Genomic DNA, 13847 nt, shown 5'->3' with positions numbered 1-13847 from the left:
ATCTCCTGTAGGCGCATATGGAACAGCGAGTAAAACTCCACGCCGTGCCATCGCGGCTATGTTAAAGCTGCGCAATCGAAAGGTCTGTCGCGACGCGATCCAGTTCGGCTCGGAGGGCGGGATGGAGGACAATGCCGTCGGCTACGCGGCGGGCCCGCGTTGCCTCGCGCCCGTCCCCCGGCACTCTCACGGCTTCATGACCCGGCAGCGGGGCGGAGGCGCGCATCTCGGCGAAAACGCGGGTCGCCGTCGCGTCGAAAGTGGCCGGATCGCCAAAGGCCGCAATGTCGATGGCGGCGACGAACTGCCCCGTATTGGTGGGGCTGGTTGTGTCACCCGTAAAATCGACAACGTCTGATCCAAAGGCCGCGCCGTTCAAGACGCCCGCCAGCAGGCCGATGGCCATGGCAAGACCGTAACCCTTGGCGCCGCCGATCGGCAAAAGGAACCCCTCGTCTCGGCGATTGGGATCGGTCAGGGGCTTGCCGTCGCGTCCGACCATCCAGCCCTCGGGCATCGGCTCGCCCCGTTGCGCAAGTATCTTTATCTTGCCCACGGCGGCGACGGTCGTGGCCATGTCGAGCACGAACGGGTCTGCGCCCCCAGGCGTTGAGATGGCTATGGGGTTTGTGCCGAGTAGCAAGTCGGTCCCCCCGTAGGGGGCGACGTGGTTGGCGCTGCCCACAGCAGCGCAGATACCAATCATTCCTGCCGCTGCCTGCGGGCGCACGTAAAGCGCCGCGGGGCCGGCGTGGTTCCCTCCACGGACGCCAACCCAGCCGATGCCGGCGCTACGCGCCTTCTGGATCGCCAGGTCCGTGGCCTGTGCCAGCACCAGATGCCCGAGGCCGTTGTCCCCGTCTAACAATGCCGTCGCTATTGTTTCGCGCACGACTGAGGGCTTGGCCTTGGGATTGCAGCCACCGCCGCTGAGCCGGTTCACATACTGACGGAGGCGGAATAAGCCATGGGTCTCATAACCCAACAAGTCGGCTTCAACCATCAGCCCGGCTACTAACTCGGCGTCCCGATCAGGCACACCCAAGCTGGTGAAAGCACGGATAGTAAATGCCGTGAGGGTTTCTGCCGAAATCGGGGCGTCCATGCCCTATCCCTCCGCTCCGGCCACGACCCGCTCCCTGTGCCAGAACACAAAGCGGCGCTGCACCCAGGAGACGAAGGCGAACAGCCCCAGCCCGACGAATGACAGGAAGAAGATCAATGAGAAAACGCGCGGCGTGTTCAACTGGCTGGCAGCCGTCCGGATCAGCTCGCCGAAGCCCCTGCCTCCGCCAAGGAACTCGCCCGTGATCGCCCCTGCCATGACGCCGACCGAGCCGATCTTCAGACCGGTGAAGATCTGCGGAAGTGCCATCGGCAGCTTCATCTTAGTCAATGTCTGCCAGCGGCTCGCGCCCATCGTCTTGAACAGATTTCGGCTATTGGTATCGGCGGCATGCAGCCCAGCCGCCGTACCGACCACGATCGGGAAGGTGGCGATGAAGGCGGCCAGCGCCACCTTGCTGTCGATGTCGAATCCCAGCCAGGCAACGAACAGCGGTGCAAAGGCCACCTTCGGCATCGTGTCGATGGCCACGAGATACGGCATGATCGCCCGCTCGCCGAAAGCTGTCTCGCCCACGATCACGCCGAGGGTGAAGCCGATGGTGATTGCGAGGAGGAAACCGTAGAAGACCTCCTTCAGCGTGATCCACAGCGCCGGCAGCATGTACCCGCCGGTCAGCAGATTCGTCCCGACGAAGATCATGTCGGCCAGCGTCTCTGCCGGCGATGGCAGGATGATCGAGCTGACGAAGCCAAAGCGGGTGGCGACATCCCACAGCAGCACGAAGACAGCCAAGACGAACAGCATCTGGATGCCGCGCGGCACGCGGTCCAGCCAGCCGACTTGTTCGGTCCAGACGGTATCCTTCTCCGACGACGGTGCGCTGTCGGCAATCCGTTCGAGACTGGTCATACGAAAGCCTCCTGATCGAGACGGCTGCGGATGTGTCCAACCAGATCGCCGAACTTCGGCGTCGTCATCATGTCGAGCGTTCGGGGACGGGGCAGGTCGATCTCGACCACCTCGGCAATCCGCCCCGGGCGGGGTTTCATCACGTAGACGACGTCCGCCAAAACCACCGCTTCCTGGATCGAATGGGTGACGAGGAAGGCCGTCGCGTCACGAGAAGCGCAGATGCGCTGCAGTTCCATGTTCATGAAGTCGCGCGTGAGTTCGTCCAGCGCGCTGAACGGCTCGTCCAGCAGCAGGACGGCTGGCTCTGTAATCAGCATCCGGCAGATCGAGGCACGCTGCGCCATACCGCCGGAAAGAGCTCCAGGGTAGGCGTCCTCAAAGCCGCTCAGGCCGACCAGGTCCAGCAGGGCACGTGCCGGCTTCCGGGCGGCCTTCGCAGCCGCCTTGCCGTCGCGAATCTCAATCGGCAGCACGATGTTTTCCAAGGTCGTGCGCCAGGGAAACAGCGTCGCCTGCTGGAACATCATGCCGATGTCGCGGCGAGGGCCGGTTACGGGGCGGTCCTGCAGAACCACCCGCCCCGTAGAAGGCGGGATCAATCCGGACATGATCTTCAGCAGGGTAGACTTGCCGCAGCCGCTGGATCCGATGACAGCCGAGAAACTGCCCTTGGTCAGGGTGAGGTTAACCCCTTCCAGTGCAATGATCGCATTGCTGGCGTACGTCTTGCCAACATTGCTAAGCTGGTAAACGGGTTCTCGCAAGCTGCCCGTTTGCTCGGCCAGAGCTGCGGCGGCCTGCATCAGTTGGCGCTCCCGTTGACCTTCAGCGCAAAGTCATTGGTGTAGGCGGCCGTCAGATCGGGCAGCGGGCCCGTAAGGTCGCCGCCATCGATAAGAACCTGCTGCCATTCCTCCCAAACCTCGGGCGGCTGGTAGCCAAGACCCTTGGAGTCGTCCACCGGGATGGTCTTACTGCGCACCGCGTCGAACAGCGCCGAGGCGAAGGCAGGGTCTTCGCTCTCCTGCGGATTTCCCGACGCCATGTGTTCCAGCACCTTCTCGCGGTTGGCGTCGTCGAGCGCGAATTCATGACCCTTGTGAATGGCGCGTACGAACTTTTCCACCAGCTCCGGATTGCTCCGGATCAACTCGCCAGTAGTGATAAAGCCGTTGCCAAAGAAGCGGGCGTATTCCGGCGGCGTGATGTCGCGAACCGCTTGGCCTCGCTGATTGAGGATCGCGGCATCAGCCGTGGAAGACGAGTAGGCTGCGATAGCATCTTGCTCGAAGGCGGCGACCGCGGGCCCGCCGTCACCGACTGTCAGGAACCTGTAGTCCGTGCCCTCTTTCAGGCCCGAACCCGAGAGAACGTTGCGAGCGAACCCGACTTCGGCGCCATCCGCGGTTCCGGTACCGACGACCTCACCCTTCAATTCGGCGGGAGATTGGATGGCGCTATCTTCCGGAACGACGATGCCGAAATTGGATCGGGCGGCGAAGTTGTAGATAAACACCACGTCAACGTCGCGACCGCGGGCAGCTAGCACGGGCCCGGGACCCGGGCGGCCGAACTGCGCCTGACCCGACGACAGCGCCTGAAGGACAGGCCCGGAACCGTTGATGGACTCGACCCTGACTTCGAGACCTTCCTCCTCGAAATAGCCTTCCCCGATGGCCACGAAAACGTTGAACGAGTTGATGGCGGATGGGCTTGGCTGAACGAAGGTCACCCTCGTCAGCTCCTGCGCGGTCGCCGCGCCTGCCAGGCCCAGTGGGACTAAGGTTACGACGCCCGCCATAAGGGTCGTGAAGATTCGTCGGTTCAGCATGTCATTCCTCCCAGAATTCTTCAGGTTACAGTTCAAACGCCCAGCTCTGACGGCCGGTACGTTTCAGGCAGAGCGGACCCTGTTGCCGAGCCGCCCGATCCCATCGATCTCGCAAACCACTTCGTCGCCGTCCTTGAGGAATGATGGCGGCACCATCGCGTAGCCGACACCAGACGGCGTCCCGGTGGCTAGTATGTCACCCGGCTCGAGCGTGAGCCCCTCAGACAGCGATGCGATCAAGGTCGGTATGTCGAAGATCATCTGCGCCGTGGTGCTTTCCTGGCGTTGCTCGCCGTTGACGAACAGGCGCAGCCCGGCGTTCTGCGGATCGGCGAGTTCATCCTTCGTCACCACCACAGGACCCAGCGGGCACGAGCCATCCAGCCCCTTGCCCTTGAAGTACTGGCCGCCATGGCGGCGCTGGACGTCGCGTGCCGTGATGTCGTTGAGAATGGTGTAGCCGAAGACGTGATCGTAGGCGTCGACCTTGGCGATGTCGCGGCCCGGTTTGCCGATGACGACCGCCAGTTCCACCTCGTAATCGATCTGGGTGGAAACGTGCGGGAAGATCGGGATTTCGGCCCCCGGCCCGATGACCGCCGTACGGGGCTTGGTGAAGTACACGGGCACTTCGGTCACAGCGATGTTGGTGTTCTGGGCGCGTGCGCCCTCGGCAATATGCTCGGCGTAATTGCGCCCGACACAGAAGATGTTCTTTTCTGGCCGCGGCAGCGGCGCAAGGAGGATCGCATCATTAGGCTTGATGACCAGTGCAGCCAGCGATGACTCGCCCGCCTCGGCGGAAGCGACCAGATATCCCAAGATCTCCAGCGACTTCGGCCCACCTTCGATCAACGCCTGGAGCCCGCCCTCTAGAAGCGCTGCCTCATTCAACCCCATAGCGCGCGCCGCCGCCGCCACAGGCAGGAATCCGCCACCAGACAACTGCACAGCGCATGTCGGTCTGGCGAAGAGGTCAATAGTGGCAAGGCGCATTGATCAGAAATCCTTCGAGAGTCGCGGCTAAGGCTCCGCCGGTCGCGGTGTTGCAGATCTACTTGGTCAACCAATTCGGTGACCACCAACGCTTCCGCTGAAGATCGTCACATCCGGCTAGCGGGGATTTATCCTCATCCACCCCGATGCTAGAGAGGTTTTGCCGGTCTGGATATAACTCTCAACTTGACCAATACGGCGATTGGTCTGGATCTGCCGATGATCACGCAGTCGCTGACCGAAGAGATCAGGCAGTACATCGCGACACGTCGCTTCAGTCACAACGATCGGCTCCCCACCGAACGGGAGCTGAGCCGGGAATTCGGCGTAACCCGAGGCGCACTTCGAAAGGCTCTGGCAACGCTGGAAAGCGACGGCTTAATTTGGCGGCATGTCGGGCGCGGCACCTTTATTGGTTCGCGATCGGTCCTGAACCTCGCCGATGTCACCTATCTTGGCGAAATGGCCAGCCCCGCTCAGGTGATGGCCGCACGAGTGGCAATGGAGCCCGAACTGGCACGGCTGGCTTCGATCTACGGCACTCGATCGGATCTCGACGAGATCGAAGCCTGCAACGCCCGCTGTCGCGCCGCGCCGGAATGGCGCAGCTATGAGGCTTGGGACAATAAACTTCATCACGCCATCGCCAAGGCCACGCACAACAAGTTGCTGCTCTACTTGTTCGAAACCCTCAACGTTGTGCGACGATCGACGGTCTGGGGCCAGGTCCGCACGACGAAGCTGCCGGCCCGTGACCACGCGAGTTTCGCCGAACATGACGCTATTTGCCAAGCAATCGCGTCTCGCGACGCGGCAGGCGCATCGAAGCGAATGCGTGAGCATCTTAATTCTGTGAGGGAGAGGGTGCTGCCAGCCCTTTCGGGCTGAGGTTGGATCGGACAACGGTGTTGGTTACGTCGCCGACATCCTCCACGTGGCCTTCCATGACATCGCAATTAACCCATTAACTACCGCGCCGACGCTTGAAGCTGGATGGTCGTCGCGGAAGTTCAACGTGTAACAACGTTCGTTCATAGATGGAGCAGCTGTAAGCCTGCTGCCCAGAAGGGGTTAAGAAGCCGAATAGCAGCTTTTGCCGTCGGCGTGTTCCAAAGCCCCACTGTCAGCTTTCGGCCCATCGATGATCTGAGATCATCTCTGAGACGAGCCGCGAGCGGAGTTCTACGTCGCCCCTTCTGGCACCCAGCAACTGGCGAAACCGCTACGAGCGCCGTTAACGGATCCCACGGCGCGGTTCCTGATGCTCTTCAGGAGCCTGACCCCCTCGTGGAATGGTGCGAGCGATGTCTCGTGCGCTGAACCGGGCGGCGCGAACGAAGGCTTCATCGTCGTCGCCTCGGAAAGATATCACACGGTCGAAGACGAACCTGTCGTCTGCCACATCCAGCACCACGACGCGGCCCCCTCCCACGAGCGTACTCATCTTGTGGACGCCCCCAAACACCAGGAAATCGACGCCAGCCGCTCGGCTCTCTTCGAGCAGATCGTCGGGACGCATTGTCGAGACGGTGCAGCCGCTCGCCATGCAGGGGATCGTAGCCGTGGTAAGTGAGGTTTCTTTTCCGAGCTCGGCTTCCAGAGTCTGACGAAAAAGCGCGAGACGCGCAGCATGTTCCGCCGTCTGGTCTTCCGGCTCACCGGAGGAGTCGGAGTAGTCGAAATCAATGACCGCTACTCTTTCTGGTTCGCTCGTTGCGGCGGTGGCGCCGGGCAAGACGATCAAAACCAAAACGACTGCGGATGCGAGCGCGGCTCTGAGTTGATTGGATGATTGCACTGTTTCCTCCCGGCGTGGATGACGTTCATTTTGCTGTTGGCCGGTGATCGGCTCCGGATCGGCCTCGTCGAGGCGGACGCAGCCTCACGCGTGCGGGCCGATCAGGACATCCCCTGCAGGACCCTGGATCCGGATGTCGGTGTAGTCGCAGATGCCTGTTCCTCGTTGGAACGGGCTGAGGGCGATCAGCCAGACGCCGACGATGCGGGATGGGACCTCTCCGCCGACAGTCCTGCGGTAGTCGGAGAGAACGGGACGCCTTTCCTTGATCCACCGCATAAGATCCTTCGTTCCCGAACGGACGACGATGTGCGTCTCGTGCTTGTCCCACCAGGGCAGCGGGCACGGGAACGAGGTTTCCACCGGAAGGCATGAGCTCCAGAGGTAGGTGAGATCCTGCCCGTTATCGAACTCAACGGCGATGGAAAGGTAGTCGTGCGTGATCACCTGATCCTCGGCCACGGCGGAGGGGAGTTCCTCGACGTGCCAGGACCACACGAGTTCGGTGTCCGCGGTGAAAGCTACGTCCACCGGATATTTGATGATGCCGGCATCGGCCCGACACCGGCAGGTGATCCGGGACGGCCCGTTGGTAATCTCCTCGCAGAACATCGACGTTCGGCCAACCCGCCATAAAGGAGACCATCCTATCGGCATTGGCCTTTCCGCTGCCAGGCGATCCACCTCAGTAGCGATGAGCGCAGTCGTGTCGTGCTCCGAGAGCGCAGCAAGTCCTTCGGCACCGCTGTCATTCCAGACGATCACGGCAACCGAAAGAGCACCTTCGCGAAGAACGGATGCGGGATCGAAGGCGCCATATTCATCCAGCCACTGGCCGGACAGATGGTTGATGAGGAAGAGCGGTCCGCCGCGCTCCGCCATGAAGCTGAAAGTGGCAGCGGCGACCTTGGCAATCGGCCCGTCGCCGATCCTGTACCACAGGGCTAGGTTCGGCTTGACGCCGATGTTAGCCTCTCGCGCGATCCAGAGGACGCCATGTGACAGCAGAGAAACCTCCTGCCCCTCGAGCAAGTCAACGCCGGTCTCCCGCCACTCGCCGTCGGAAGCCGGAAGTCGCATGACAGCCGACGACCTGATCACGTCGGAAGCGGCCTCCAGCATGAGGGTCAGCCGCGCCTCGACATCCTCATGGTCTTCCGCCTGGATCACCGAGTCCATGCAATCTCCTCCCACCCTGTCGAGGTGGCGGACTTGGCTCCACCTTCTGCTGGTCTTGGCGGAGATTGCGTTCGGAGCGGCCTTGCTTCTTGCCATTTCGTGCCAGATGCGGCGTTTTCGCCGCGCAGTCGCAAGATGACGCTGCCGGGCCTCACGAAGGCTCGTTCCATGGGGCCGGTGGCGGATGCCGTGGAGCAGGCCGGCGGAAACGTCGCACGCGTCTTTTCCAATACCGATCTGCCGCTCAAGCTCATCGACCAGCCGGAACGCCTGATCCCGCTGCGGGGATCAGCTCGTGTTGCTGGAGTATGCAGCGCGCGAAATCGGCGATCCCGCGCTGCCGGCACGTCTGTCGCTTCAGGCCGGCGTCTCCGGACTTGGTGCCTATGGCGATTACATCCTGGCCGCCACCCATCTCGAAGCCGCCCTCGGGCGTGCCAGCCTCACCATGGGTTCGCTGTTGCAGTCATCCACCAGCATGCAGTTCTTCGTGCGGAACGGCATGGCTCACTGGTGCTACGTCGTGACCGAGCGCTGTGATGTTGGGCGTCAGAAGAACGAGATCTTGGCGCTAGGCTACATGATGGACCTCACGCGCCGGTTCCTCGGCCGGACATGGGTCCCGCAGCAGGCCATCCTGTCAGGCTCCGTGCTGCAATCGAGGACGCAGGTCGAAGCCGCACTCTCGACGGATCTGTCACTTGGAGCCGTCGCCGGACTCGTCTTTCCGGCAGAGGAACTTGCCGCGGCCAACCCGAACCGATCGACCTGTTCTGCAGGAGAATGTCCGCAGGAGCCGATCGTCGACGATCTCGTCGATTGCGTCGAGCATCTGATTGGCTTGAGTTTGCTTGCGGGCCGCCCGTTGATAGACTGGGTTGCAGCGCGCGTGGGCATGTCGCGGCGTTCGTTCCAGCGTCGCCTGTCCGAACGCGGCCTGACCTTCGAGATGGTACTGAGGACGGTGCTCGAGCGCGAAGCCGAGTGCCTCCTGGCTGATCCGGGATGCTCGATCTCACACACGGCATACGAGCTGGGATATGCGGATGCCGCCCATTTCAGCCGAGCATTCGTCAGCTGGAAAGGCATGTCGCCTCGCACGTGGCGGGCCGCTGCTCATGAGCTTAAGAACGGCAGCTAACCGCGTAGATCGCCGGAAGCGGACGTTCTCGAATCGGCCCTGAGCGACCATTGCTTGAGATCAACATAGACATTCGGCAGCTGGATGATTTTCATCGTCTGACTTCGTATCAACGAACGGCTTCGACAAGCTGCAGCGCGTTAGCTGTCGCAGCCCCGAGTGTGGTGTTGTCATAGATCGTCCAGACATCTGCATGTGCGCTGAGCGGAACGACGACTTCCGCCTGCGCTTCGATGGCCCTCTCGTCGTATGGTGACCGGTAGACGCTGGGAGAACCGTGCAGCCGAAAATAGGCAATGTCGCTCGCGCCTCCTGGGATCGCTGCAGCCGACAATTTGGCCGGATCTGCCGCGACCCGTGATACTCGCTGCATTTCCAGCATCCGGTCCACCTCTGGCTCGAACCAGCTGGCATGCCGCGGCTCTAGGACGACAGTGGCGTCGATCATCGCCTTCAGCTCGTCGAAAAATCGTACGGCGATATCGCCGGGGTAGAGAAGGCTCGGGGGAAGCTGGACCAGCACCGGACCGCGTTTGTCGCCCAAGCCGCTCGTCTCCTCAGCGAAGCGCTCGATCAGCATTCCGCAATCCTCGAGCCGGCGCTCGTGCGTGATCGCTTTAGGAAGCTTGACGCTGAACTGGAATCCGGACGGTACGCTCGCCGCCCATCGCTCGTAGGTTGCGCGGCGGTGCGGCCGATAAAAGCTGCTGTTGATTTCGACACATGAAAAGCGTGAGCCATAACGTTTAAGGTGCGTGCCCACCAAAGGGAACTGCTCTGACAGCGCCGATGGGATCGACCAGCCGGCAACGCCGACGCGAATGGGCATAAGCAGCTGCTCCTGTCCCTTGAGGGATTGTCGTAGCGTCCTCCCCTGTGCACCAAAAGCGGGACTGCGCGGCTTTTGTGGCGCCTCAATGGCCGCGTCGAATAAGGCTCGTCCGCTGCATCTACATGCTAGCTGGAAAAGCCCGCAGGACGCCTTTGATCCGCTCGGCGACTTCACGAGTGGCCTTGTTGAGCGGCCGGGTCTGCGTCGTGCGCATTGTCACTGCTCGCCAGATCTGAGGGTTCACGATCAGGCTTCGGTCGAACTGCGAGTCCTGCTCAGGGTCCAACGAGTAAGCGGCCTTTATCATGTAGCAACCGCATTTTTCGGCAACCAACTTCTGCGCCACGATCGACTCCGCATCGACAAAGACGTTTAGGGCGATACGCAACCGCCGAGCTACGCCTCCCACGGCGAGACGGAGGCCATTTGGGGGGATAGGCAGCACCAAAAGCTTTCCCTCGAGTTCCGAAAAGTCGATCGTGGGCGGCATTGGTTGCTCATTGCGGATCCGTGCCAAAATGAGAGGCGAACAGAAGAACTCCCCTTCGACCGCTTGTTCAGCCTCGCGATACTTACTGACAAGGCCGATCTCGACTGAACCATCCTTCACCCAGCGATCGATCTGATCGCTAAAGCCTTCGCGAACTCGCAGCTTGATCCCTGGCTCCTCATTACCGAGGCCTTGCGCAAGTTCGGGGATGACCGATCCGACCAAAGACGGTGGCACGCCGATCGTCACCTGTCCAACAGGGCGTCGATTGGTTTCACGTAGATCCACCATGACCTGCTCGCCATGCACCAGGAGGTCACGCGCACGACCAAAAGCCATCTCGCCGAATTCAGATAACTCGACACCCCGGCCGGTGCGGTAGAAGAGTGGCTCGCCCCATGCCGCCTCTAATTCCTTTATCACTCGACTAACTGTCGGTTGAGCCACACCCAGGTTGATGGCTGCGAGGGAAAAGCTGCGGCACTCTGCGGCAGCGACGAATACGCGAAGTGAAGCAAAGTCGAACATCGTGATATCCGCATTTCGTATATCTCATATTCTTCCTATCCGATTGACACATCCCTAGCCAGTGGTAGCCTTCCGACCAAGGGTTGCTAGTCGCCTAGCACTCTTCAAAAAACCTGGGAGGGAACAATGAAATACGGCGTACCGCTACGCGGTCTGCTGACGGCTTGTCTTATGTCGGTCAGCCTCACGTCGATTGCCGCAGCACAGACTCAGATCGTGCGCTTCCTCCATAACGAGACAGACCCGCCGAGCATCGAGTTCTTTAACAAGGCGATCGCCGAGTTCGAGGCGCAGAATCCGGACGTCAAGATCGAGATGGAGGTCATCAGCACCGACGGCCGCCTGCAGAAAGTCATGGCATCTATCAACACCAAGACCATGCCGGAGGTCTTCAAGCTTCTCCCGGAAGAGCGCTTCGAATTTGCCCGGCGCGGTTACATCCGGCCCTTGAACGATCTCGTCGATGAGATCGGCCGTGATGGCTACGTTCCCGGTGCACTCGTGCAGGTCGACGACGAAATCTACGATATTCCCTACACGCTGGGCAATTTCAGCCTTTACTTCAACCGCACTGATCGCTTCGAGGAACTTGGCCTGAAGCCAGCCGCCAACTGGGAAGAGTTAAAGGCAAATGCCGAGGCGCTGACCGAAGGCGACAATTTTGGGTTCATCTTTCCGGCGGGCAAGAACCGGATGACCAGTATCTTTCTGTCGCACATGATCTGGTCAGCCGGCGGAACCTACTTCGACGCCGACCTGAACGTGACCTTCGACAATCCGGGCACCATCGCGGCATTAGAGTTCCTCCGGGATATGGCCGCGTTCTCGCCGACAGGGATCAACTCCTATTCCTACGGTGACATGATCAACGTCTACCTCACCGGACGTATCGGTCAGGACATCTATGCGCCGCGTCTTGCGGCAAATGCGCAGGCAAATACCCCAGACCTCTTCGCCAACACCACCGTCGCCCCGCTCCCGGTCGGCCCAAGCGGCTCTGGGGTCAAATTTGTTAACGCGAACGGTTTTGCCTTGGCGTCCGAGGCCGTGGGAGCGGAGAATTATGAGGCAGCCCGCGAGTTCTTAAAGTTCATCACGACCGGAGATCGGCTGGCGGACTTCTCCTTGACTGCCTTCCCGCATCTCGTGCCACCCCTGCTTGACGTGCAGGCGCAGGTAATCGAGCGCGGAACGCCTCTCATGGGCGGACGTGCTGAATTCGCAGAGATGGCCTACGACACCTCTAACGGACTCGATTTCGAGACCGAGGCAGGCGCGACGTTCGTCGACGGCAAAGTCGTCCGCTCAGGTGTCGTCAATCCCTATATCGGCTCCATTGTCGCGCGGCACATTCCGGCGGACGTTGTTCAACGGGTCGTGCTGATGGGCGAAGACCCGGCCGAGGCCGCAGCTTGGGGCCAGGCTGAAATGCAGGCCATCGTGGACGACCTGAAGGCCGCCAACTAGCACTGCATCAAGGCGGCCCGAGCAGTTCCTTCGGGCCGCCATCTCACTCCTCAACGGAAAGCCACTATGAAGAATTCTCCAGCCGGCGACGTGTCGCTGCGCGAACGCGTGTCTTCGCCTCCAGCACCGAGCCTTGTCGCTTCATATTACGCTTATGGCGTCGCAGCCGGACTCAAGCACACCTTCGGCCACGAGATGAACATTCACCTGGCCCATGCGCTGATGCTGGCTGATCAGGAGATCGTAGCGCCGGATGCTATCCGCAGCATTCTCGATACGCTGCTGGCGCTTCAGGACGAGGGGCCTGAGGCACTCGAGATCGATTACAAGGCGGAGGACGTCTACTCTTACGTCGAGCGCTACATCATCGGCGCATTGGGACCCGACGTGGGCGGCCGACTTCACACCGGGCGAAGCCGCAACGATCTTCATACGACTGCCTGGCGCATGGCGTTGCGCGCGCGCCTCATCGACCTGCTGCAGACAGTCGGGCACCTTCGCACGACCCTCATAGAGCTCGCGGCTGATCACGTCGAAACCGTGATGCCGGGCTACACCCACACACAACATGCCCAACCCATTACCTTCGGCTACTATCTCGTCGCGGCTTCGGACGGGCTGGAACGCGATTTCCGGCGGCTGCGCGCCGCCCTGGACTGCTGCGATCGCTCACCTCTTGGCGCCGGAGCTTTGGCGACGACAGGCTTTCCAATCAGCCGCGAGGCGACACGTGAAATGCTGGGCTTCGCCGATCTGGTGGAGGTCGCGTACGAGGCAGTTGCGTCTCGTGACGACCTTCAGGAGAGCGCCGCTGCACTTGCGATCCTGATGACCGGCGTATCCCGGCTCGCGACCGATCTACAGAGCTGGAACACCATGGAATTCGGCTTCATCGAGTTCGATGACGCCTATTCGAGCGTCTCGAGCATCATGCCTCAGAAAAAAAATCCGGCGACCATGGAGCATGTGAAGGCGATTGCAGGGATGGCGACCGGCATGCTTGGCACTGTCCTTTCCTGCGCAAAGAACACCGCCTTTGCCGACGTGAACGACGGCGTCAGCGCGGCCAATCCGGCAGCGCTCGACACGATCGAGCGCGCCGCTTTGGCTCTAACGGCATTCGACGGGGCGTTGGCGACGCTAAAGGTGCGCGCCGAGGCGATGCGCCGCTCTGCCGAGATCGGGTACGGGACGGCAACCGAGCTGGCGGACGTCATTGTGCGCTCGTCTGGGCTTTCATTCCGCATGGCGCACAACGTGGTCGGTCGAGTTGTACGAGAGGCGCTCGAGCGCGGAAGGACTGCCGACGAGATCAAGGTCGAGGATGTAGAGGAGGCAGCTGAGGCGCTCTTCGGACGCCGGCTCGGCCTGACCGCCGCAGAGGTGACGGTAGCGCTCGATCCGATGGAGAACGTGCGCAGCAGGCAGGCGACCGGTGGGCCCGCACCGGAGCGAATGGAAGAAATGATCAAGCGTCGGCGCGAACTGATCGCCCACGACCAGCAAGAGCTGGCGGTCGTTTCAGGCCGGATCGAAGCGGCATATGCCGAGCTCGAGGCACGTGTGCGGGCGTTTAGCCCTGCCGACGTCCAGAGCGGGTGAGG

At 61.4% G+C, this 13847-nt stretch carries 13 protein-coding genes; 4 read left to right on the top strand and 9 right to left on the bottom strand.

Annotated features, from left to right (window positions below; translation table 11 throughout):
- Nucleotides 1–61 precede the first annotated feature (61 nt).
- From GGR03_RS14600 to GGR03_RS14580, 5 genes are all read right to left on the bottom strand, one after another.
- Nucleotides 62–1105 carry an Ldh family oxidoreductase gene (locus tag GGR03_RS14600; RefSeq protein WP_183209336.1) on the bottom strand — a complete coding sequence of 348 codons (1044 nt, stop codon included), beginning with the start codon at nt 1103–1105 and terminating at the stop codon, nt 62–64.
- A 3-nt stretch (nt 1106–1108) separates the two neighbouring features.
- Complete coding sequence (locus GGR03_RS14595; protein ID WP_183209334.1) at nt 1109–1978, bottom strand: ABC transporter permease; 870 nt, start codon at nt 1976–1978, stop codon at nt 1109–1111.
- Nucleotides 1975–2784, bottom strand: a complete 810-nt coding sequence (locus GGR03_RS14590) for an ABC transporter ATP-binding protein (protein WP_183209332.1) — start codon at nt 2782–2784, stop codon at nt 1975–1977. Before GGR03_RS14590 ends, GGR03_RS14595 begins: the two co-directional genes overlap by 4 nt.
- Nucleotides 2784–3812 (bottom strand): ABC transporter substrate-binding protein, encoded by a 1029-nt coding sequence (locus GGR03_RS14585; RefSeq protein ID WP_183209330.1) that lies wholly within the window; start codon nt 3810–3812, stop codon nt 2784–2786. Before GGR03_RS14585 ends, GGR03_RS14590 begins: the two co-directional genes overlap by 1 nt.
- 63 nt (nt 3813–3875) lie before the next feature.
- A complete protein-coding gene (locus GGR03_RS14580; protein WP_183209328.1) occupies nt 3876–4808 on the bottom strand; it encodes a fumarylacetoacetate hydrolase family protein in 933 nt (310 codons plus the stop codon).
- Nucleotides 4809–4994: 186 nt separating this feature from the next.
- On the opposite strand from GGR03_RS14580, the gene GGR03_RS14575 reads away from it, so the two are divergent.
- Nucleotides 4995–5696 (top strand): FadR/GntR family transcriptional regulator, encoded by a 702-nt coding sequence (locus tag GGR03_RS14575; RefSeq protein ID WP_246368043.1) that lies wholly within the window; start codon nt 4995–4997, stop codon nt 5694–5696.
- A gap of 346 nt (nt 5697–6042) precedes the next feature.
- On the opposite strand, the gene GGR03_RS14570 is transcribed toward GGR03_RS14575, so the two are convergent.
- Entirely contained in the window at nt 6043–6606 is a 564-nt protein-coding gene (locus tag GGR03_RS14570; RefSeq protein WP_183209326.1) for a DUF2380 domain-containing protein, read from the bottom strand.
- 84 nt (nt 6607–6690) lie between these two features.
- Complete coding sequence (locus tag GGR03_RS14565; protein WP_183209324.1) at nt 6691–7785, bottom strand: DUF3047 domain-containing protein; 1095 nt, start codon at nt 7783–7785, stop codon at nt 6691–6693.
- A 295-nt stretch (nt 7786–8080) separates the two neighbouring features.
- Here GGR03_RS14565 and GGR03_RS14560 point away from each other — a divergent pair, with 295 nt between their 5' ends.
- Entirely contained in the window at nt 8081–8926 is an 846-nt protein-coding gene (locus tag GGR03_RS14560; protein ID WP_183209322.1) for a helix-turn-helix domain-containing protein, read from the top strand.
- Nucleotides 8927–9035: 109 nt separating this feature from the next.
- On the opposite strand, the gene GGR03_RS14555 is transcribed toward GGR03_RS14560, so the two are convergent.
- Both GGR03_RS14555 and GGR03_RS14550 read right to left on the bottom strand, forming a co-directional pair.
- On the bottom strand, nt 9036–9755 hold the full coding sequence (locus GGR03_RS14555) for a DUF72 domain-containing protein (protein WP_183209320.1): 720 nt from the start codon (nt 9753–9755) through the stop codon (nt 9036–9038).
- A gap of 121 nt (nt 9756–9876) precedes the next feature.
- Entirely contained in the window at nt 9877–10776 is a 900-nt protein-coding gene (locus tag GGR03_RS14550) for a LysR family transcriptional regulator (RefSeq protein WP_183209318.1), read from the bottom strand.
- Between the two features lie 126 nt (nt 10777–10902).
- Here GGR03_RS14550 and GGR03_RS14545 point away from each other — a divergent pair, with 126 nt between their 5' ends.
- The gene (locus GGR03_RS14545; protein ID WP_183209316.1) at nt 10903–12243 is read left to right on the top strand and encodes an ABC transporter substrate-binding protein; all 1341 of its coding nucleotides are present in this window, start codon (nt 10903–10905) and stop codon (nt 12241–12243) included.
- A 66-nt stretch (nt 12244–12309) separates the two neighbouring features.
- Nucleotides 12310–13845: an argininosuccinate lyase gene (gene argH / locus GGR03_RS14540; RefSeq protein WP_183209314.1), complete on the top strand. Its 1536-nt coding sequence runs from the start codon at nt 12310–12312 to the stop codon at nt 13843–13845.
- Nucleotides 13846–13847: the final 2 nt, after the last annotated feature.

Source organism: Aurantimonas endophytica, from assembly GCF_014196845.1.
Lineage (GTDB): Bacteria > Pseudomonadota > Alphaproteobacteria > Rhizobiales > Rhizobiaceae > Aurantimonas > Aurantimonas endophytica.
This window is presented reverse-complemented; position numbering and strand designations above follow the sequence as displayed.

Bases quoted from the DNA above. Each gene is read 5' to 3' on its own strand.
- GGR03_RS14600 (WP_183209336.1), bottom strand. From the start codon at position 1,105: ATGGACGCCCCGATTTCGGCAGAAACCCTCACGGCATTTACTATCCGT.
- GGR03_RS14595 (WP_183209334.1), bottom strand. From the start codon at position 1,978: ATGACCAGTCTCGAACGGATTGCCGACAGCGCACCGTCGTCGGAGAAG.
- GGR03_RS14590 (WP_183209332.1), bottom strand. From the start codon at position 2,784: ATGCAGGCCGCCGCAGCTCTGGCCGAGCAAACGGGCAGCTTGCGAGAA.
- GGR03_RS14585 (WP_183209330.1), bottom strand. From the start codon at position 3,812: ATGCTGAACCGACGAATCTTCACGACCCTTATGGCGGGCGTCGTAACC.
- GGR03_RS14580 (WP_183209328.1), bottom strand. From the start codon at position 4,808: ATGCGCCTTGCCACTATTGACCTCTTCGCCAGACCGACATGCGCTGTG.
- GGR03_RS14565 (WP_183209324.1), bottom strand. From the start codon at position 7,785: ATGGACTCGGTGATCCAGGCGGAAGACCATGAGGATGTCGAGGCGCGG.
- GGR03_RS14555 (WP_183209320.1), bottom strand. From the start codon at position 9,755: ATGCCCATTCGCGTCGGCGTTGCCGGCTGGTCGATCCCATCGGCGCTG.
- GGR03_RS14550 (WP_183209318.1), bottom strand. From the start codon at position 10,776: ATGTTCGACTTTGCTTCACTTCGCGTATTCGTCGCTGCCGCAGAGTGC.
- GGR03_RS14545 (WP_183209316.1), top strand. From the start codon at position 10,903: ATGAAATACGGCGTACCGCTACGCGGTCTGCTGACGGCTTGTCTTATG.
- argH (WP_183209314.1), top strand. From the start codon at position 12,310: ATGAAGAATTCTCCAGCCGGCGACGTGTCGCTGCGCGAACGCGTGTCT.